The organism is Collinsella sp. wc0583 (genome assembly GCF_046116915.1).
GTDB lineage: Bacteria > Actinomycetota > Coriobacteriia > Coriobacteriales > Coriobacteriaceae > Collinsella.
Genome location: NZ_JBJXBN010000001.1, coordinates 62,101 through 81,720 on the forward strand (window position 1 = coordinate 62,101; position 19,620 = coordinate 81,720).

Consider the following 19,620-nt stretch of genomic DNA (forward strand, 5'->3'; position numbering starts at 1 on the left):
GCGCAAGGGGTCGTCGTCTGAATGGGTTACGGGAACGCCGCTGCCTCGCCGCGATGTCGTTATGGGCTGTATCGGGGTTGGCCTTGCCGCGGGCGTCTTCCGTCTTGCCGAATACCAGATCGTGAATGCTGACAAGCTGCGCGAGCGCGCGGACGCGCGTCGCCTGCTCTCACAGACGCTCTATGCCAAACGTGGCACTATCTACGACCGCAACGGCAACGTGCTGACGTCGTCGGTCGAATGCCGCAATGTCGCCGTGAACCCTCAGCTTGTCGAGGACGTCGACAAGACGGTCTCGGCGCTGGTCAAGGCTACCGGTATCGATAAAAAGACCTGCCGCAAGCTGGTGCTGTCTGATGGTTCCTGGGTGTATATCAAGCGCCAGGTCGACGAGGATGACGCTGCCGCCCTGGAAAAGAAGAATCTACCCGGCGTGCTCTTTGAGCAGGCGATGAAGCGGGTTTACCCGTATGGAAACCTGGCTTCTCAGCTGCTGGGCGTCGTGAACGTGGACAACGCTGGCCTGACGGGACTCGAAAAACAATACGATGAGCTTCTGACCGGAACGAATGGCTCTCTTGTGCGCGAGCGCGCAAGAGATGGCGGCTACATCGCGGGCGGTGCCTATAAAAAGGTTGCCGCGATCGATGGCGTGGATATCGTGACGACGATCGACGTCAACATTCAGCGCGCCGCGGAAGATGCCTTGGCCGAGGCGGTCGAGAAGACGAAGGCCAAAAACGGGTCGGCCCTGGTGACCGACCCGACGACTGGAGAGATCCTGGCCGCCTGCTCGTATCCGACCTACGACCAGACCAATTTGGAAAACGCCAAGACCGAGGACATGAACCTTCGTCTGGTGACGGATGCCTACGAGCCCGGCTCGGTCTTTAAGACGCTGGTTGCGGGCGCCGGATTTGATTTGGGCGTTGTGCGCCCGAGCACATCGTTTGAGGTTCCCGCGAGTATCAAGGTGGGCGACGATACCGTTACCGATGCCGACAAGCGTGACTACACCATGACAATGGACGTACGTGAGATGATGCGCCGTTCGTCCAATGTCGGTTTTGTCCTGGTGGGGCGCAAGATCGGTGCCGATGATTTTGCCACCTATGTGGACAAGTGGGGTATCGGTCATAGCTCCGGTGTCGATTTTCCGGGTGAGAGTCTGGGCATCGTCAAGGAGCGCGACCAGTACGATGGTGCCACCTTGGGTGCTATGAGCTTTGGCCAGGCGCTGTCCGTCTCGCCGATTGAGGTCGCACGTGCCGTGGGCGGCATCGCGAACGGCGGCGTGATGGTGACTCCGCACTTCTATAAGTCGAGCAAGGGCGATGAAAAGGATTGGGGCGAGGGGGATCGCGCGATTTCCGAGGAGGCCGCCTCGCAGGTGACATCGTGTATGCAGACGGTCGTTGCCGAGGGAACGGGCGTTGGCGGCGCGGTGGACGGCTACGACGTGGCGGGCAAGACCGGTACGGCCGAGCGCGCCGATGAGAACGGCGGCTACCTCAAAGAGAACTACATGTCGTCTTTTATGGGGTTTGCCCCGGCGCAGTCGCCCAAGGTCCTGTGCTATATCACCCTTGACGGAACCCCGTCAGGCTCCGATGCCGCCGCAGTGCCGTTCCAGTCCATTATGGCCAGTGCGCTTGACGTGTTGGGTGTCCCGCGCACCAAGTAGGGGGTTACTATCTATGAAATGGCCAGTCGGTTAATCCGGGTTGTTCACACGCCCTGCACCACGCGTAGGCGGCGCTGGGATACAATACGCCGATAGCATTATTAGGTTTACAGGGGAGCTGCAATGATAGAGATCGCCGTCAACAATCTCGCGGCCGCAACAGGGGCCCGAACCGTGACGGGAGAAGCCGATCGGGTATGCCGCGGTTGCGTTATCGACTCGCGCCAGGTTGAGGAGGGCACGATATTCGTCGCCTTCCCGGGTGAAAAGGTCGACGGCAACGACTTTGCTTCCCGTGCCATCGAGTCGGGTGCCGGCGCCGTAGTGATGACGCGCGAGCCCGATGCCGAGCTGCTTTCGCTGGCCCATGAGAAGGGCTGCGCCATCCTGCATACCGATGACCCCGAGGAGTTTTTGCTGCGCCTGGCTCACGCTTATCGTTTGGAGCTTGGCTGCCTGGTAATTGGCATTACCGGCTCTATCGGCAAGACGACAACCAAGGACGTGCTCGCCGCGGTGCTCGCCAAGCGCTATCGCGTTTGGGCAACCAAGGGTAACTACAACAACCTGATCGGTATGCCGCTCACGGTGCTGGCGGCCCCTGCCGACACCGAGGTTCTGGTGCTCGAGATGGGCATGAACCATTTCCACGAGATTGAGCGCATGTCTCAGTCCGCCAATCCCAACCTTGCCATTGTGACCAAGATCGGCACCTCCCATATCGGTATTCTGGGCAGTCGCGAGAATATCGCTCGTGCCAAATCCGAGATTGTTGGCGGCATGTGCGCCGCCGGAGACCTTCTCCCGTTGCTGGTTTTGGGTGGTGAGGACGACTTTACTCCGTTCATCCGCGACACCTTTGCCGCGCCTGCGGGCGTCGACGTGATGCTTGCGGGCGTCTCGGACGACGATGAGGTCCGTGCGTGCGACATTCGCATTGATGACGAGGGACGCCCGGTCTTTACGCTCGATTTTGGCTTGGGCGAGACTATCGACACACTGCTTGCCATTCCCGGCGCGCAGTCCGTTCCCAATGCCGTCAAGGCCGCGGCGGTTGCCTATCGTCTTGGCGTGACGCCCGAGCAGATCGATGCCGCCTTTAGGGGTCTTACGATTACCGGGCATCGCCAGGAAATCAAGCGCGCCAAGAGCGGCGCTCGCGTCATCGACGACTCATATAACGCCAGTGCCGAATCGATGGCAGCCGGCCTCGACCTGCTGTGTTCGCTTTCGTGCACGGGTTCGCGCATGGCGGTTCTGGGCGAGATGGGCGAGATGGGCGACGAGGCTCCTCGCATGCATGAGCTGGTGGGCGCCTATGCGGCGGCCAAGAAGCTCGATATGCTCGCATGTGTCGGCGGTGAGCTTGCCCAGCGTATGGCCGAGGCCGCGCGCATGATGGGTATGGATGAGGACCGCATTCAGGTGTTCTCCGACTATCAGCAGGTGCTCGACCGTATGGGCGGCGCTCTTGAGCAGCATGATGTCGTGCTGGTCAAGGGCTCACGCTTCGTTGAGCTCGATCGCTTTGTGGAAGGTGTGTGCTAGTCCATGTTCGGCAATCCTTCGTATCCTACGTACCAGGCATTTTTGGGATTGGGCATCGCCGCCGTCATCGCGATGCTGCTTATGCCGTGGTGGATTAAGCTCCTGAAGGTCGAGGGCATCGGCCAGCAGGTTCGCGCCGATGGCCCCAAGCGTCACCTGATTAAGCAGGGCACGCCCACCATGGGTGGCGTCATCATCCTGGTTGCCGTTTCGCTGACCTGCCTTTTGATGGGAAAGCTCACCACCGAGCTCGTGCTTGTGCTGCTCGCCACGCTGGCAACCGGCGTTCTTGGTCTCATCGACGACCTGACTTCTGTCACGCACGGCCGCTCGCTCGGCCTGACGCCTCACGCCAAGATGATTGGCCTTACCCTCATCTGCGTTACCTTTACCGTGCTTGCTGTCAACTGGTGCGGCGTCGCCCCCGAGATTCGTTTCCCCGGTGGCCTGACGATCGACCTTGGTGTGCTCTCGACCACCATTTGCGGCCTCTCTTTTCCGTGGCTCTACCTTGTCTTTTGCTGGCTGATGATCGCGGGCCTTTCCAACGCCGTAAACCTCACCGACGGCTTGGACGGTCTTGCCGGCGGCACCTCCATGATCGCCATGCTGGCCATGGCTGCCATGGCGTTTTTGCACGGCGATGTGAACCTGTCCATCTTCTGCACGGCGTGCGCCGGCGCCTGCCTGGGCTTTTTGTGGTTCAATTGCTATCCGGCGAGCATCTTTATGGGCGATACCGGCTCGCTTGCCCTGGGTGCCGCTTTTGCCTGCACCTCCATCATGACCAACACCGAGGTCGTTTCCCTCATCATCGGCGGTCTGTTTATCGTCGAGACCCTGTCGGTCATGATCCAGGTTGTCTATTTCCACTTTACGCACAAGCGCGTCTTCCATATGGCGCCCATTCATCATCATTTCGAAAAGAAGGGCTGGGCCGAGACCAAGGTCGTCATCCGTTTTTGGATTGTCGCTGCGGCCTTCGGAGCCCTGGGCCTCGCTTTGTTCTTCCAGTTGGGATAGTGGTCTTTCATGCCTCTTGCTGATGTCTTTAGCCTGCTCGTTTTGGGCCAGGGTAAGTCCGGTCTTGATGTCGCTCGCTGGGCGCTTGCACATCCCGAGCGTGTGAGTGCCGTTACCGTTTACGGTGGCGGCACGTCCGAGCCCAACGATGTCACGCGCTCGCTCGAGGCACACGGGGCATCGTTTGTCTACGGAACCGAGCAGGTTGAGGGCGCGTTTGATGTATGCGTGACGTGTCCGGGCATCTCGGAGTTCTCGGCATTCTTTAAGGCTGGCCGTGATCACGCTGCCCAGATTATGGGTGAGCCCGAGTTTGCCTACCGTCTGTCTCCCCAAAATTGGATTGCCATTACGGGCACCAACGGCAAGACGACAACCACGTCACTGACCGATTACCTGCTTAAGGCAGCGGGCGAGGCGAGCGTTGCTGTCGGCAACATTGGCGAGCCTCCGGTGAACGAGATCGATGGCCGTGCGCATAACGAGTGGTTTGTGGCGGAGCTTTCGAGTTATCAGATCGCAACGACCCAGGAGCTTCACCCCCGTGTGGCGGTGCTGCTCAACATTACCCCCGACCATCTGGGCTGGCATAAGAGCCATAAGAACTATGCGCTCGCCAAGATTAAGCTCTTCGAGAATATGGTCGACGATGACCTGGTGATTGTTGACGTCGAGGATGCCGGTATCCACGAGTTCGATGAGTACATCTATGTTCCGGGCCGTCGCATCTGCAAGGTTGCTTTTGACGAGCCTGCGGGCGAGGACGCCGCATTTGTGCGCGATGGCAAGATGGTCGTTCGCCTGAAGGGCGTCGAGACCCCGCTCGTCGATACGTCCGAGCTTAAGATTTCGGGCCATCACAATGTAATCAATGCCCTGTGTGCTGCCACGGCGGCCCTGACGGTCGGCGCCGATGTTGACGGCGTGTGTCGCGGCCTGGTCTCGTTCCAGCCGCTGGAGCACCGCGTTGAGCCCTGTGGCGAGATCGATGGCGTGCGCTATGTTAACGATTCCAAGGCAACGAACACCGATGCGGTCGAAAAGGCCCTGACGGCGTTTCCCGATGACGATGTGATCTTGCTGCTCGGCGGTCACGATAAGGGCACGCCGCTCGAGTCCTTTGCCCGCGTTGTGATGGATAACGTTCGCTCGGTGGTCTGCTTTGGCGACGCGCGCGAGCGCTTTACCGCCGCTATGGACGAGGCGGATGTCGACGGTGATGTCGATATCGCCCAGGCCGACGACCTGCGCGATGCCGTGGACGTTGCCCGTTCGCTCTCGAGCCGCGGCGATGTGATCTTACTGTCGCCCGCCTGCTCTTCGTTCGATGAGTTCTCGGGCTACGAGGAGCGCGGTCGCGTGTTTAAGGACTATGTGGCCCAGCTTGCCGCTGCGTCCAATACGCAAATGGAATAGGGGTTGCCGGTGAGAGAGGAGAGCCCCCGACAGAATATGAGGAGGCCCGACTCGGACCGTGCTTCCTCGCAGCGCAGCACGCCGCGCGCCGGTCGTCGCACGCAGGGCATCGGCGAACGTTATATCGCCGGCGTCCCCGCACGTATCATGCGACCCCGCCTGGTCTTTTTGACCTGCCTGTTCTCGCTGGTCTGTTTTGGCCTGCTTATGGTGTACTCGGCATCTTCAGTCGAGGCGCTTCACGAGAACGACTCCGCGACCTACTTTTTGTTCCGGCAGTTTATGTTCACTGTCGTCGGTGTTGCTGCCCTCGAGTTCATCGCGCGCGTTGCACCCGATAGCTGGTTTGGCGAAGGGGCGCTTAAACTTGCCCTTATCGCTATGATGATCTTGCTGCTTGCGGTGTTCCTCTTTGGTAGCGGCAGCCGTGGCGCTACGCGTTGGCTGAGCATTGCCGGCATTCAGTTTCAGCCATCGGAGTTTCTCAAGCCGTTTGCCATTGCCTATTCTGCCATCATGCTCGATCGCGTGTTTTCGCCCGGCGGTAACATCAATGAGTTCCTTAAGGGCATGGGCTTATATTTGGGCATATCGCTCGTCTTGATTTTTATTCAGCCCGACTTTGGCACCATCCTGATTATTCTGTTGACGATCATGTGCATGGCGCTCTTTGCCGGCCTTGACCCAAAATACATTATCGGTGCGATTCTTGCTGGCGCCGTCATCATCGTGATCGCTCTTGTCGTCGAGCCGTACCGTATGGTGCGCATTCAGGTTCTCTTGAACCCTTGGGCAGATGAATATGGAGACGGGTATCAGGCAACGCTCGCCATTATGGCGTTTGCTTCGGGCGGACTGTTCGGCCGCGGTATCGGCAACTCAACCATGAAGTACTCGTATTTGCCCGAGGCACACAACGACTACATCCTGGCCATCATTGGCGAGGAGGTTGGCTTTTTGGGGACGCTGCTGTTTTTCTTGGTGTTTGCGATGCTGATCTACTCGGCGTTTCGAATTGCCGAGCAGGCCGCCGATCGTCGCGGGGCGCTCATGGCTTCGGGCTCTGCGGTTATCCTCGCGGTGCAGTTTTTGATCAACGCGCTGGGTATTCTCAACGTGTTTCCTATGACGGGTAAGCCGCTGCCGTTTATCAGCTATGGCGGCTCGTCGATTATCGTGTCGCTCATGCTCGCCGGGCTTATTTTACGCGTCTCGCACGAGAGCGCTCGACGCGATGAATACGATCGTCGTCGCGATAGCTTTGCCGTTATGGACGAGAGCACTGCCGGTGTTCCTCATACGCGTGGGGAGCGCTCGTCGCGTGGCGGTTTTACCGTCTTGAACGGTTTTGCTTCGGAGTCGGATGCCCGTCCGCGCTCGGCGCCGCAGAGTCGCCCGCAACGACCGACGCCGCGCAATACGGGTGGCGGATATAATCGGATCGACTTGAATTCGGACCCGTCGGCGCGCTTGCGCACCGACGACCAGGGGTCGCGCGTACGAAGGGACTACCATGACCGATAAGATGACCGTTGCTATCGCAGCCGGCGGCACGGCGGGACATATCAACCCCGCACTCGCCTTGGCCGAGGAGCTACGTGACCGTGGCCACCACGTTGTGTTTGTGGGTCAGTCGCATAAGCTCGAGGGTCGTCTGGTTCCCGAGGCAGGGTTCGATTTTGTGCCGATTACGGTTACGGGCTTCGACCGCTCTCGCCCTTGGACGGCATTGAGCTCGCTGTGGCGTGTCTATAAGGCGAAGCGCACGCTCGGCAGCCATTTTTCTAAAGCCTGCAAGCCCGATGTCGCTATAGGTTTTGGCGCCTATGTCGAGGTCCCGCTTCTGGGCTGGTGCAAAGACGCGGGCATTCCGTATCTGCTGCACGAACAGAACTCCGTTCCGGGCCTTGCTAACAAGATGATGAGTTCGCATGCCGCCCGCGTTTGCATCTCGGTGCCGGCAGCACGTTCCGTGTTTGAGCGTGAGGGCGATCCTGACCATGTGCTCATGACCGGCAACCCCGTGCGCCGTTCTGTGATCGAGGGGGATCGGGTTCGCGGTCGCAGGGCTCTCGACGTGCCTGAGGACGCCACACTCCTGCTGGTTTTTGGCGGCTCACTTGGTGCTCAACATCTTAATGAGCGCGTGGCTTCGCTTAAAAACGAGTTGCTCTCGCGCGATAATCTCTATGTTTTGCATTCGACGGGCGCCGATGGCTTCGAGGACACCGAGCGTGCTCTTGCCCTGATGCCCGAGGAGGCGAAGCGGTATCGCGTCCAGCCCTACATCGACAATATGGGCGATATGCTGGCCGCGGCCGATTTGGTCCTCTCGCGCTCGGGCGCTTCGAGCGTTGCCGAGATCGCGGCCCTTGCCACACCTTCGGTACTGGTGCCGTATCCGCATGCGACGGCCGATCATCAGACCACCAATGCCCGCTATCTGGTCGATGCCGGTGCTGGCGTGCTCTGCGCCGATGCCGATATCGATACCCAGGCGTTTGCCGATGAGCTGCTGCATCTTATCGATGATGCGCAGGCGCGCGATGCCATGCGTCAGGCGGCTCGCGGTTTGGCCCAGGACCGCGCTGCCGTCCTTTTGGCAGACGCGGTAGAAGGATTGCGTTAGTTAGACGGGATATCGCGGGTCGCCCTCGCGCGGATGCGGTAGGTGCGGTACAGTAGACGGGTTACAGGCAGTGTTTACGCAAGGAGTACACGAGCACATGGCTGATTCCCAGACTGCAACCTCCGCGCCCGATTTCAAGAGCGCCCATTTTATCGGTATCGGTGGCGCCGGCATGAGCGGCATCGCCCTCGTCCTTCACGAACGCGGCTATGTCGTTACCGGCTCCGACCTTAAGACGTCGCGCTATATTCGCCAGCTTACCTGCGCCGGCGTGAAGGTGCATGTGGGCCATGAGGCCGCCACCATCGACGAGGTCAAGCCCGACGTCGTCGTGGTCTCTACCGCTATTCCCGAGTCCAACCCCGAGCTCGTCCGTGCGCGCGAGCTGGGTATTCCCGTGTGGCCTCGCGCCAAGATGCTCTCGGCTCTGGGCCACGGCTACACCACCGTCGCCGTCGCCGGTACTCACGGCAAGACCACGACCTCTTCGATGTGTGCCACCATGCTCGACCGCATGGGTCTGGACCCTAGCTTCCTGATCGGTGGCATTGTCGAGGGCTACGATACCAACGGCAAGAACGGCTCGGGCGACTATTTTGTCGCCGAGGCGGATGAGTCCGACAGCTCCTTCCTGTTCCTTAACCCCAATGTGGTCATCGTGACCAACGTCGAGGCCGACCATCTCGATCATTACTCGGGTATCGAGGAGATCGAGGCCACCTTCGCCAAGTTTATGAGTTTGGTGGGCGAGGACGGCACGGTCATCGTCTGTGGCGAGGACCCGCATCTGGTCGAGCTTGCCAAGTCGACGGGCCGTCATGTGCTTTCCTATGGCTTTGCCGAGACCAACGACATCGTCTGCGTGCATCCGGATGTCAAGGGCATCCAGAGCGACTTTATCGTTCGCTTTGAGGACGGCACCGAGCACGCTGTCGAGATTAAGAGCAACCCCGGTCGTCACAACATGCTCAACGCCACGGCCGTCTTGACCGTCGCCCATGTCCTAGGCCTCGATATCGACGCCGCCGCTAAGGCACTTTCGAGTTTTGAAGGCGTCCGCCGTCGCTTTACCCACGTGGGCGATATCGACGGCATCACGGTGGTTGACGATTACGGCCACCATCCCACCGAGATCAAGGCGACGCTCGCTGCTGCCTCTTCGCTGGGCTACAAACATGTCGACGTCGTGTTCCAGCCGCACCGCTATTCGCGCCTGCAGGCTCTGTGCGATGACTTTGCCGACGCATTCGCCAATGCTGACAAGCTGCTGTTGATTGACGTGTTCTCTGCCGGCGAGATGCCCATCCCGGGCGTCACGTCCAAGATGCTTGCCGATACCGTGCGCGCCAAGCATCCCGGCAAGGAGGTCGTGTACTGCTCGAGCCGTCTTGAGCTCAATGAGGAGCTCGAGAAGATGGTGGGCGAGGGCGATTTGCTGCTTACCATGGGCGCCGGCGACGTCACGACCGTCGGCCCCGAGTTCATCGAGTATCTGACTGCCAAGAAAGACGCTTAAACCCCATGGGTCTGTTTAACGCCGTCATGGCGCTTTCGGGCATGATCGATACGGACGTAATTGAGGATGAACGCCTCGCGCGCCATACGAGCTATCGTATCGGCGGCAAGGCGGACCTCTTTGTGACGTGTCACAGCTATCATGCCCTGCGTCGCGCCGTGGCGGTGCTCGATCGTGAGCAGGTGCCGTGGGTCATTATCGGCAAGGGATCTAATCTGCTTGTTGCCGATGCAGGCTATCGCGGCGCTGTCATTTCGTTGGGGCGTGAGTTCCAGCGTACGGTTGTCGCCGAAGACGGTTGTACGCTGACGGTCGGTGCGGGCGTGATATTCGCTCGCCTAGTCAACGACGCGCTGTCGCGCAGCCTTTCGGGCCTTGAGTTTGCGGTCGGTATTCCCGGCTCCGTTGGCGGCGCCGTGTCCATGAATGCCGGCACGCGAACCGAGTGGATTGGCTCGCTGGTCGAAGATGTCGTTACGTTTGACCCGAGCTACGGCATCAAGCATTACGCGGGCTCGGAGATCGCTTGGGGCTACCGTGAATGCAGCCTGCCGCGTAACGAGATCATTCTGGAGTGCGTGCTCAAGCTCAAACCTGCGCCCAAGGCCGATATCCGTGAACGTATGGAGCGGTACCTGACGCGGCGTAAGCGCACACAGCCCATGGGCTGTGCATCCTGCGGGTCGGTATTTCGCAACCCGCCCGATGCGAGCGTGGGCAAGCTTATCGAGGATTGTGGATTAAAGGGTTTTTCGGTTGGCGGCGCGGAAGTTTCGCCCGTACACGCTAATTTTATCGTTAATAACGGAACCGCCTCGGCCGATGACGTGGCCGCGGTTATCAGACATGTGCACGGAAAGGTGAGGGAGGCGTATGGCATCGAGCTCAGACCGGAAGTTAAATTCCTCGGCTTCTAGAGCATCGAAACCAACCTTCCGCCGCGCCGGAGGGCGTTCCGGCGCACCGTCTCAGCCTCAACGTAAATCCGTTATGCCTTCTAAGCCTGCTGGATCCGTGCGGCCTGCCAAGCGTCCGGCTGCCGGCTCGCAGCTTGGCGGACGCCCCACGGCCAAAAAGGTTGCTCGTTCGGCGGCACGTCCCTCGGTGACGCCCAAACCGGCGATGGGCGCCAAGCCTTCTCGCCCCATAGCGTCGCCCAAGCCCTCGTTGGGGGCAAAGGTGACGCGTCCCGGCCGCGCGCTGGGTGCATCTAAGCCACGTATGCTGACGTCGGTGTCGGCTTCCGCAAAACCGCAATCGGGCAAAAAGGGCTCTAATCCGTTGTCATCGATCGGCGCCTTGGCAAATCATGCGGCGGGTGCCGCTTCTGCCGTTAAGGGCAAGGGCAAAATCGTGGGCGGCATCCTTGCCGCTCTGGCAGTGCTTGCAGTCGTTGCCGTCGTCGTCATTAACTCTGGCCTGTTCGCCGCTACCGATATTCAGATCCAGGGCAGCGAGCATGTGACCAAGCACGATGCCATCCAGCTGATCGATCTGCCCGAGAACACGTCGCTGTTCAATGTGAATCCCGACCAGATCACCGAGGGCCTCAAGCAAAATCCGTGGGTCTCGGGCGTGGATGTTCAGCGTCAATATCCCCATACGCTCATCATCACGCCGACGGAACGCAAGGTTATCGCAATTGCCTACATTAGCTCCGACGATCTTGCATGGGCGATCGGGGACGATGACACATGGATTGCACCGCTGTCTACCTCTGTCGATGTTGACGACCAGGGCAATGTCATTACAACGGGGGAGGGTGCCAACACCCTAAACGGTATCGATGCCGCCCTGGCACTCGCTAAACATTACGGTGCCGTGCTGTTGACCGATGTCTCGGCCGATGTCGCACCGGTTTCGGGGCAAGCCGTAAATTCCAAGGCCGTCAAGGCCGGCCTGGATTACGTCCGCGGTTTCTCGAGCGAGTTCCTGGGCCAGGTCAAGGATATTTCCACGCCCTCGGTCGAGGCCATCTCGGCGAATCTCGATAACGGTATCGAGGTGTCGCTCGGAGATTCGGACGACATTGCCAAAAAGGAGCGTATCGTGACCAAGCTGCTTTCGCAGGTGGAGGGCGTGACGTATATCAACGTTCGATCTCCTGGCAACTATACGTTTAGGAACGCACCGACCTCGTAGCGTTTTCTGGCCTTTGTTGACGGGGCATACCGCGCCGTTTATCTGGTTTGTTTGGTTTTCACCGTCAATTATTTGACTGATACGTTCATAATGTGCAAACATAATACGGTTTACCTTTGCATTTACTTTCAACTTGAAGGTTAATGTGCGCAGGGGTCAACCCATGCTATGGCAATAACCTTTGTTCGGAGGACCGACATGCACGAGACAGAGATCAACAACTACCTTGCCGTCATTAAGGTGGTCGGCGTCGGCGGCGGCGGTACCAACGCGGTCAATCGAATGATCGAAGAGGGTATCCGCGGCGTCGAGTTTGTTGCCATCAACACCGATGCTCAGGCACTCGCGATCTCTGATGCCGATATCAAGGTGCACATCGGCACCGACCTGACCCGCGGCCTGGGCGCTGGCGCCAACCCCGAGGTCGGCCGTAAGGCCGCCGATGAGTCCCGCGACGACATCGCCGAGGCGCTCGCTGGCGCCGATATGGTGTTCATCACCTGCGGCGAGGGCGGCGGCACCGGTACCGGCGCTGCCCCCATCGTTGCCGATATCGCGATGAACGAGGTCGGCGCGCTGACCGTCGCCGTCGTGACCAAGCCCTTTACGTTTGAGGGCCGCAAGCGCAAGAAGAGCGCCGAAGAAGGCATTAAGACGCTTTCCGACTGCGTCGACACCATGATCGTTATCCCTAACGACAAGCTGCTCGACATCGCCGAGAAGAAGACCACCATGCTTGAGGCCTTCGCAATCGCCGATGGCGTCCTTTCCCAGGGCACCCAGGGCATCACCGACCTCATCACCGTCCCCGGTATCATCAACCTGGACTTCGCCGATGTTAAGACCATCATGAAGCAGGCCGGTACCGCCATGATGGGTATCGGTACCGCTTCTGGGGACACCCGTGCCGTCGACGCTGCCCAGCAGGCTATTTCCAGCCCGCTGCTCGAGAGCTCCATCGATGGCGCTACGCGCGTCCTGCTTTCCATTGCCGGTTCCAAGGACCTGGGTATTCAGGAGATCAGCGACGCTGCCGACGTTGTCGCCAACGCCGTCGACCCCGAGGCCAACATCATCTTCGGTACCGTTGTGGACGAGTCCCTGGGCGATCAGGTGCGTATCACCGTTATCGCTACGGGCTTCTCCGACTCCAACGTCAACCGTCAGGACGAGCTCTTCGCTGCTCAGCAGTCCCAGAGCAAGGCCGCTGCTTCTGCCGAGCCGCAGCGCACCGCTCCTGCCACGAGCCCGGCTCAGGCTGCCCCGACTCGCAACGTCGGTGGTACCGAGCTTCCCAACTTTGGTAACGACCAGTTTGAGCTTCCTGACTTCCTCAAGCGCGGCAGCTTCTAGTTCGTCTTTATCAGCGACCTGTATGGGGTGCGTCCGATTGGGCGCACCCTTTTTGTTGTGTTTTGCCTTTGTAAACGAAAGCCTCCAATCTCCTTACGTTCCCCTTACGTTTAGCCCCTACCGCTGCGGGTATCCTTTTGATGAAGTATGGCAGCCGTGTGGCACGGACTGCTGCGGCGTCGCCGCGATACTTGTGTTATTAGGAGGCTTTAGTATGGCAGCACGTGCGGACAACGTTTCGCGTGTCGACCATGATGGAGTTACGTTGGTAGAGGGCGCGACGCACGATGTTCGCTTTGCCTTTACCGAGCGCACCGGTGGTGTTTCAGAAGATGCGTACTCCTCACTCAATCTGGGCTCGCATGTTGGCGATGACCCCTTTGCCGTTCAAGAAAATCGTCGCCGCGCACTCGAGGCCTTGGGTGCCGCCGAGTGCGAGCACAACCTGCTTGTTCCCAATCAAGTACACGGTGACCATGTCGTGACGGTGACCTCGAACGGTGCTGATGATCTCGAGAACATTCGCGAGCAGATTGCCGAGGGCTGCGATGCCATCGTCTGCATGGCCCGTGAGGTACCCGTGATGCTCTGCTTTGCCGATTGCGTTCCCGTGGTGCTGGTGGCTCCCGGCGGCTTTGCCGTGGTGCACTCTGGCTGGAAGGGCACGATTGCGCGCATTTCCGCCAAGGCGTGCCAAGCGCTCTGCGAGGCGGCTGGCTGCAAGCCGGACGACATCTCTGCCTACATTGGGTCCCATATCCTGGGCGACGAGTACGAGGTGTCCCAAGAACTTATGGATCGCTTTGCCGCCGAGTTCGCGTGCATCGATGCCTCTGCTTCTCGTATGCTCGATCTTTCCGCCGCCATTCGCGAGGCGCTGATGGACGCCGGCGTCGAGGCGAGCAGCATTGTGGACACCAAGCTTTCCACCGTTCGTCAGAACGACCGCTTTTATTCCTACCGCAACGAGGGCGGCACCTGTGGGCGCCATGCTGCGATCGGCGCGATGCTATGAGAAAGATCGCATCGGTCCTGAGTGCTGCAGTGCTTACGCTCACGCTGTGTGCTTGCTCCTCGGGATCTTCCACATCTTCTATTACCGTGGCCGGCTCGACCACGTGCCTTCCCATTGCCGAGATCGCAGCCGAGGGCTTTAAGGAAGAGGCCGGCACCGATGTGCTCGTCTCCGGCCTTGGCTCCTCTGCGGGTATCGAGGCCGTCAGCAACGGCACGGCCGACATCGCCAGCTCGTCTCGTGGTCTCAATGCCGACGAACAAGACCTTGGCCTGACCCCGATCGTAATCGCGCACGACGGCATCGCAGTCATCGTGAACGACGACAACCCGGTCGACAATCTCTCGACCGAGCAGCTCCGCGATATTTACGCCGGCAAGATCACCAACTGGAAGGAAGTCGGCGGAGAGGACCTGAAGATTCAGGTTATCAACCGCGACGAGGCGTCCGGTACGCGCGAGGCCTTCCGTACCATCGTGATGGACGGCACGCCGTTCGATCGCCGCTCGGCCGTTCTTTCGGGTACGGGCCAAGTGCGCGACGTCGTGTCCCGCTCGCATGGCGCCATTGGCTACATCTCGCTGGGTTTTGTCGAGAGCCTCAACGCCACGACCTCGGTTAAGGCCGTTTCGGTCAACCACGTCGAGGCATCCGAGAAGACGGTCGCAAGTGGCGGCTATCCCATCTCGCGCGACCTTTACTTCTTTGTGAAGGGTACGCCTTCGCATCAGGCGCAGGACTACATTGACTATGTGACGTCCGAGAAGATGGACAAGCAGATTCGCGAGGCGGGCTTTATTCCCGTCACCAACGACGGAAAGGGGAGTGAGTAGCGTGGAAGCACAGGAAACCCCCCAGATTGAGCAGGAGGCTCAGACGCCCAAAAAGCGTGAGTTGGCGTTGGTGTCGCGTAGCACCTATCTCAAGGAGAAGGCGCTGCAGTGGATCTTCTTTGCCTGCGCGTTCTTGGCGGTCGTCACCGTTATCCTGATCTTTGTCTTTACCACGTACTCGGCGCTGCCCGTCTTTACCGACATCGGCCTGGCGGACTTCTTTAGCTTTACGTGGGCGCCATCCGAGGGCCACTACGGCATCATGTCGCTGCTGGCGGGCTCTGGTCTGGTGACGGTCGGTGCGCTCGCCATGGGCGTGCCCCTGGGTGTGGGCACGGCTGTATATCTGGTCGAGATCGCCAGCAAGCGCGTGCGCAGGCTCATCAGCCCCGCCGTCGACCTGCTGGCGGGCATCCCCTCCATCATCTACGGCTTCTTTGGCATGGTCATCATCCGCCCGTTTATCGCGCAGCTGACCGGCGGTCTTGGCTTTGGCGCGCTGACGGCGTGGTTCGTGCTCGCCATCATGATCGTTCCCACCATCACGACGCTCACCATCGATGCCCTCAATTCCATCCCCATGGGCATTCGCGAGGCGTCCTATGCCATGGGTGCCACCAAGTGGCAGACCATCTACAAGGTCGTGCTGCCTGCAGCCAAGCTGGGCATTGTCGATGCAATTGTCTTGGGTATGGGGCGTGCCATCGGTGAGACCATGGCCGTGCTGATGGTCGTGGGCAACGCCCCGGTCATTCCAGATAGCATCTCGAGCCCCATCTCGACGCTCACGAGCCAGATCGCACTCGACATGAGCTATTCCTCGGGCCTGCATCGCTCGGCTCTGTTTGGCATGGGCGTGGTCCTGTTTATCATCTCAGCTGCACTGGTGGGTATCGTTCGCCTGATTTCAAAGAAGAGGGGGTAGGCTATGTCCGATTCCGTTGACACGACGGTCGATGCGACATCGTCGCGCGAGCTCATCAAGCGTGCCCTTTCCCATGGCAAGAAGGGCCGCATCAACAAGGACCTGTCCAACAAGATTATGCTCGGCGTGTTTCGCGCCGCGGCCTATATCACCACCCTGGTGTTGCTCGCCATCATCGCCTACGTGGTCATCAACGGTCTTCCGCATATCTCGCTCGACTTTATCTTTGGCTGGCCGCAGGGCGTAAACGCCGAGGGTGGCATCTGGCCCACGATCGTCTCGACCATCTACGTGACGGCACTCGCCATGCTCATCTGCACGCCGGTTGCCGTCTTGGCTGCGGTCTATCTGGCCGAGTACGCCAAGCAGGGCAAGGTCGTCGACATCATTCGCTATGCTGCCGATGCCCTGGCCTCGGTGCCTTCCATCGTTATGGGCCTCTTTGGTTACGCCTTGTTCGTCGAGGCTATGGGCCTGGGTCTTTCGATGGTTTCGGCCGCCCTGGCGCTGGCGCTTCTGATGCTGCCCATCGTCATGCGCACCACCGAGGAGGCAATCCGCGCCGTTCCGCGCTATATCCGTTGGGGCGCATATGGCCTGGGCGCCACCAAGTGGCAGGTCGTCTCCAAGATCGTGCTTCCTTCTGCTTTTGGCCGCATTGCCACCGGCATCGTCCTTGCCATCGGTCGCGCCATCGGCGAGACCGCGGTGGTGCTCTACACCATGGGTCAGGCCATCAATCTGCCGATCTCGCCGCTCGATTCCGGTCGTCCCATGACCGTCCACCTCTATTTGCTTGCCAACGACGGCATCAACATGAACGCAGCCTACGGCACCGCGCTTTTGCTGATGGCGATTATTCTGGCCTTCAACCTGTTTGCGCGTTATCTGTCGCGCAAGCGCCGCTAGTTAAGGAGTCCCATGTCCGTCTATCAGTCCGCTCCCACGCCGGAGCAAGCGGCCATCACGGCCAAGGATTTCAGCTTTTGGTACGGTGACTTTCATGCGCTGACGGGGCTCGACCTCAACATCGCCAAAAACGCCATCACCTCGTTTATCGGTCCTTCGGGCTGCGGTAAATCGACGTTTTTGCGCTGCATCAACCGTATGAACGACCTTATCGAGGGCACGCGCGTCGAGGGCACTATGACGCTCGACGGCAACGATATCTATGCCGAGGGCGTCGACCCGGTCGATCTTCGTCGCCGCGTGGGCATGATTTTTCAACAGCCCAACCCGTTTCCCAAATCCATTTACGAGAATGTCGCTTTTGGCCCTCGTCTGCAGGGCGTGACTAGCAAAAGCGACCTCGACGACATCGTGGAAGAATCGCTCAAGCGCGCCAACCTCTGGAAAGAGGTATCCAATCAGCTCAACAAGGACGGTTTGGCGCTCTCGGGCGGTCAGCAGCAGCGTCTGTGCATCGCGCGCGTGCTTGCGGTGCAGCCCGATGTCCTTCTGATGGACGAGCCCTGCTCCGCCATCGACCCCACGTCCGTCTCTAAGGTCGAGGATCTGATGGCCGAGCTGGCGCCCGAGATGACGATCATCATCGTCACGCATTCTATGCAGCAGGCGGCTCGTATCAGCGACTACACCGCATTTTTCTTGCAGGAAGTTGCCGGTGAGCCCGCCACGCTCATCGAGTATGGTCAAACCGACGCGATCTTCACCAGCCCGGTGGATTCGCGGACGGAAGACTATATCACCGGCCGCTTTGGCTGATCGGCGCGACTAGTCCCAAGCCGATCGGACCTGGTCCGGTGCGTATTCACTGTGCGGGCGGCATGACCGCACCCAACTGATTGGAGTGAACCATGCGCAAACTGTTTTCCCGTCAGCTCATCGAGGCCCGTCACGAGATGCTGAGCATCTACGAGGCCGTCGATCTTGCCCTTCATGATGCCGTGAAGGCCTATGTGACCGACGACCGCAAGCTCGCCACCAAGACCAAGAAGCGCACGCTTTCGATTGATGCTCGCTGCGCCAATTTGGAGGCCGTGTGCTACAACCTGATCGCCACGCAGTCGCCGGTCGCCTCCGACTTCCGATTGCTGCAGACGATTATCTACGTCGACTTTAACCTGCAGCGCATGACCGATAAGGTTCGCCAGATCTGCCGCGCCACGCGTCACATGGTCAAGGCCGACATCTCGCTGCCCCAGGAGCTCGTCGGTACGGTTGAGGCCGAGGCCGAAGCTGTTTACCAGGTGCTGGGTTCGTCGCTTTCTGCGCTCGTCACTAACGACATGTCCATCATCTGCAACTTGGCCGTCGAGGACGAGCCGGTGCATGCGGCGTATGAGAAGTTCTTCAGCACCTTTAACCGCATGGACACCGGCGATTTTATGGACGATGACAGCAACTATGACGACCTGCGCCGCGCCATCATGGTCTCGCGCTACCTCGATCGCATCGCTTCGATCTCCATCGATGCCGCCTGCCGTCTGACCTTCCTTTTGACCGGGCAGCGCATGACAGCCGGCGATATCGCCCGCACGGACGAGGATGAGCTCGAGAGCATGCGCGTGCCTTCGGGCGAGGGCGTCATCATGAGGCCCGCCGTCGATGCACGCTATGTTGCCAAGGTGCCCGTTAACGAGGTGAGCGAGGGTCTTCGCTACCTGTTGGATCATCTTGAGGACGAGGATGATGCCGAGGACGACGAGGAATAGGGTAGCCCCGTTCGTTGAGAGATTGTAAATACCTAAGGGAGCGCGGCCTTGCGGATGCGGGGTTGCGCTCTTGCGTTAGCATGGGACTACTTGTTGTGCTGTTAGCGGAGGCGATTGGCAATGGATAACTATTTGAATGTAATGCGCGCTCGCCGCGAGCAGATACTTGAGCGTTTCTATGCCGCGCTCGATCGCGCCGGGAGGTCCCGCGATGCCGCGCGTCTGATTGCCGTGTCCAAGACCGTCGGCGTCGATGAGACCATCGTGGCCATCCAGGTGGGATACCGCCATTTTGCCGAGAACCGCCCGCAAGAGCTCGTCCGCAAACTCGCAGGTCTGGCGGAGCATCCGGAGCTGCCCGAGGTACGCTTTGATATGATCGGCAACCTTCAGACCAACAAGATTAACGCGGTGTTGGGTTCGGCCGAGCTGATTCATTCGGTTGGTTCGCTTCATTTGGCGCAGGCGATCTCGAGCCGTGCCGTTCGCAAGATCGAAGCGGGCGAGCTTTCTGCTCCCCAACAGGTGCTAATCGAGGTTAACGTAAGCGGCGAGGAGTCCAAGGGCGGCTTTTCGCCCGATGAGATTCGTGGGGCTGCCGGCGAGCTTGCGGAACTTGAGGGAATTTGTGTGCAGGGCCTTATGACTATGGCCCCTCGGGGGAACAAGGATGTGGCGCGTCGCACCTTTGCCGGGCTGCGAGAGCTGAGGGATGAGTTGGAGGCGGCGCATCCCGATCTGAGGCTGCCCGAGCTTTCTTGCGGCATGAGCGAGGACTTTGAGCCTGCCCTTGAGGAGGGCTCTACGCTCGTTCGCCTGGGCAGGGTAGTATTTAGCCCGGAGTTTGCAGTAAAATAGGGC

The 19,620-nt window shown here is 59.7% G+C and carries 17 protein-coding genes; all 17 read left to right on the forward strand.

The features are described from left to right. The first annotated feature begins 61 nt into the window (after nt 1-61). The 17 genes from ACKUUJ_RS00265 (at nt 62) to ACKUUJ_RS00345 (ending at nt 19,617) form a co-directional block, all read left to right on the forward strand. The gene (locus ACKUUJ_RS00265; protein ID WP_409064263.1) at nt 62-1,684 is read left to right on the forward strand and encodes a peptidoglycan D,D-transpeptidase FtsI family protein; all 1,623 of its coding nucleotides are present in this window, start codon (nt 62-64) and stop codon (nt 1,682-1,684) included. Nucleotides 1,685-1,807: 123 nt separating this feature from the next. After that, on the forward strand, nt 1,808-3,232 hold the full coding sequence (murF, locus tag ACKUUJ_RS00270) for a UDP-N-acetylmuramoyl-tripeptide--D-alanyl-D-alanine ligase (RefSeq protein WP_409064264.1): 1,425 nt from the start codon (nt 1,808-1,810) through the stop codon (nt 3,230-3,232). Between the two features lie 3 nt (nt 3,233-3,235). Then, nucleotides 3,236-4,255, forward strand: coding sequence for a phospho-N-acetylmuramoyl-pentapeptide-transferase (gene mraY / locus ACKUUJ_RS00275; protein WP_409064265.1), 1,020 nt, complete (start codon nt 3,236-3,238; stop codon nt 4,253-4,255). Nucleotides 4,256-4,264: 9 nt separating this feature from the next. Beyond that, nucleotides 4,265-5,671, forward strand: a complete 1,407-nt coding sequence (murD, locus tag ACKUUJ_RS00280; protein ID WP_409064266.1) for a UDP-N-acetylmuramoyl-L-alanine--D-glutamate ligase — start codon at nt 4,265-4,267, stop codon at nt 5,669-5,671. 36 nt (nt 5,672-5,707) lie between these two features. Beyond that, the gene (gene ftsW, locus ACKUUJ_RS00285; RefSeq protein WP_409064267.1) at nt 5,708-7,195 is read left to right on the forward strand and encodes a putative lipid II flippase FtsW; all 1,488 of its coding nucleotides are present in this window, start codon (nt 5,708-5,710) and stop codon (nt 7,193-7,195) included. Continuing rightward, nucleotides 7,185-8,300 carry an undecaprenyldiphospho-muramoylpentapeptide beta-N-acetylglucosaminyltransferase gene (gene murG, locus ACKUUJ_RS00290; protein WP_409064268.1) on the forward strand — a complete coding sequence of 372 codons (1,116 nt, stop codon included), beginning with the start codon at nt 7,185-7,187 and terminating at the stop codon, nt 8,298-8,300. Before ftsW ends, murG begins: the two co-directional genes overlap by 11 nt. Nucleotides 8,301-8,397: 97 nt before the next feature. Beyond that, nucleotides 8,398-9,816, forward strand: coding sequence for a UDP-N-acetylmuramate--L-alanine ligase (gene murC, locus ACKUUJ_RS00295; protein ID WP_409064269.1), 1,419 nt, complete (start codon nt 8,398-8,400; stop codon nt 9,814-9,816). Between the two features lie 5 nt (nt 9,817-9,821). After that, nucleotides 9,822-10,733 (forward strand): UDP-N-acetylmuramate dehydrogenase, encoded by a 912-nt coding sequence (gene murB, locus ACKUUJ_RS00300; RefSeq protein ID WP_409064270.1) that lies wholly within the window; start codon nt 9,822-9,824, stop codon nt 10,731-10,733. Nucleotides 10,734-10,806: 73 nt separating this feature from the next. After that, nucleotides 10,807-11,958 (forward strand): cell division protein FtsQ/DivIB, encoded by a 1,152-nt coding sequence (locus ACKUUJ_RS00305; RefSeq protein WP_409064271.1) that lies wholly within the window; start codon nt 10,807-10,809, stop codon nt 11,956-11,958. Between the two features lie 198 nt (nt 11,959-12,156). Further along, entirely contained in the window at nt 12,157-13,311 is a 1,155-nt protein-coding gene (gene ftsZ / locus ACKUUJ_RS00310; RefSeq protein WP_195520531.1) for a cell division protein FtsZ, read from the forward strand. 214 nt (nt 13,312-13,525) lie between these two features. After that, nucleotides 13,526-14,326: a polyphenol oxidase family protein gene (locus tag ACKUUJ_RS00315; RefSeq protein ID WP_409064272.1), complete on the forward strand. Its 801-nt coding sequence runs from the start codon at nt 13,526-13,528 to the stop codon at nt 14,324-14,326. Beyond that, on the forward strand, nt 14,323-15,159 hold the full coding sequence (locus ACKUUJ_RS00320; RefSeq protein WP_118080354.1) for a phosphate ABC transporter substrate-binding protein: 837 nt from the start codon (nt 14,323-14,325) through the stop codon (nt 15,157-15,159). Before ACKUUJ_RS00315 ends, ACKUUJ_RS00320 begins: the two co-directional genes overlap by 4 nt. A 1-nt stretch (nt 15,160) precedes the next feature. Continuing rightward, a complete protein-coding gene (gene pstC / locus ACKUUJ_RS00325) occupies nt 15,161-16,084 on the forward strand; it encodes a phosphate ABC transporter permease subunit PstC (protein WP_118080356.1) in 924 nt (307 codons plus the stop codon). A gap of 3 nt (nt 16,085-16,087) precedes the next feature. Next, complete coding sequence (gene pstA / locus ACKUUJ_RS00330) at nt 16,088-16,993, forward strand: phosphate ABC transporter permease PstA (RefSeq protein ID WP_409064273.1); 906 nt, start codon at nt 16,088-16,090, stop codon at nt 16,991-16,993. A gap of 12 nt (nt 16,994-17,005) precedes the next feature. Continuing rightward, nucleotides 17,006-17,809: a phosphate ABC transporter ATP-binding protein PstB gene (pstB, locus tag ACKUUJ_RS00335; protein WP_409064274.1), complete on the forward strand. Its 804-nt coding sequence runs from the start codon at nt 17,006-17,008 to the stop codon at nt 17,807-17,809. 92 nt (nt 17,810-17,901) lie between these two features. Next, nucleotides 17,902-18,759, forward strand: coding sequence for a phosphate signaling complex PhoU family protein (locus tag ACKUUJ_RS00340; RefSeq protein WP_409064275.1), 858 nt, complete (start codon nt 17,902-17,904; stop codon nt 18,757-18,759). A gap of 120 nt (nt 18,760-18,879) precedes the next feature. After that, the gene (locus ACKUUJ_RS00345) at nt 18,880-19,617 is read left to right on the forward strand and encodes a YggS family pyridoxal phosphate-dependent enzyme (RefSeq protein ID WP_409064276.1); all 738 of its coding nucleotides are present in this window, start codon (nt 18,880-18,882) and stop codon (nt 19,615-19,617) included. The last annotated feature ends 3 nt before the right edge of the window (nt 19,618-19,620 follow it).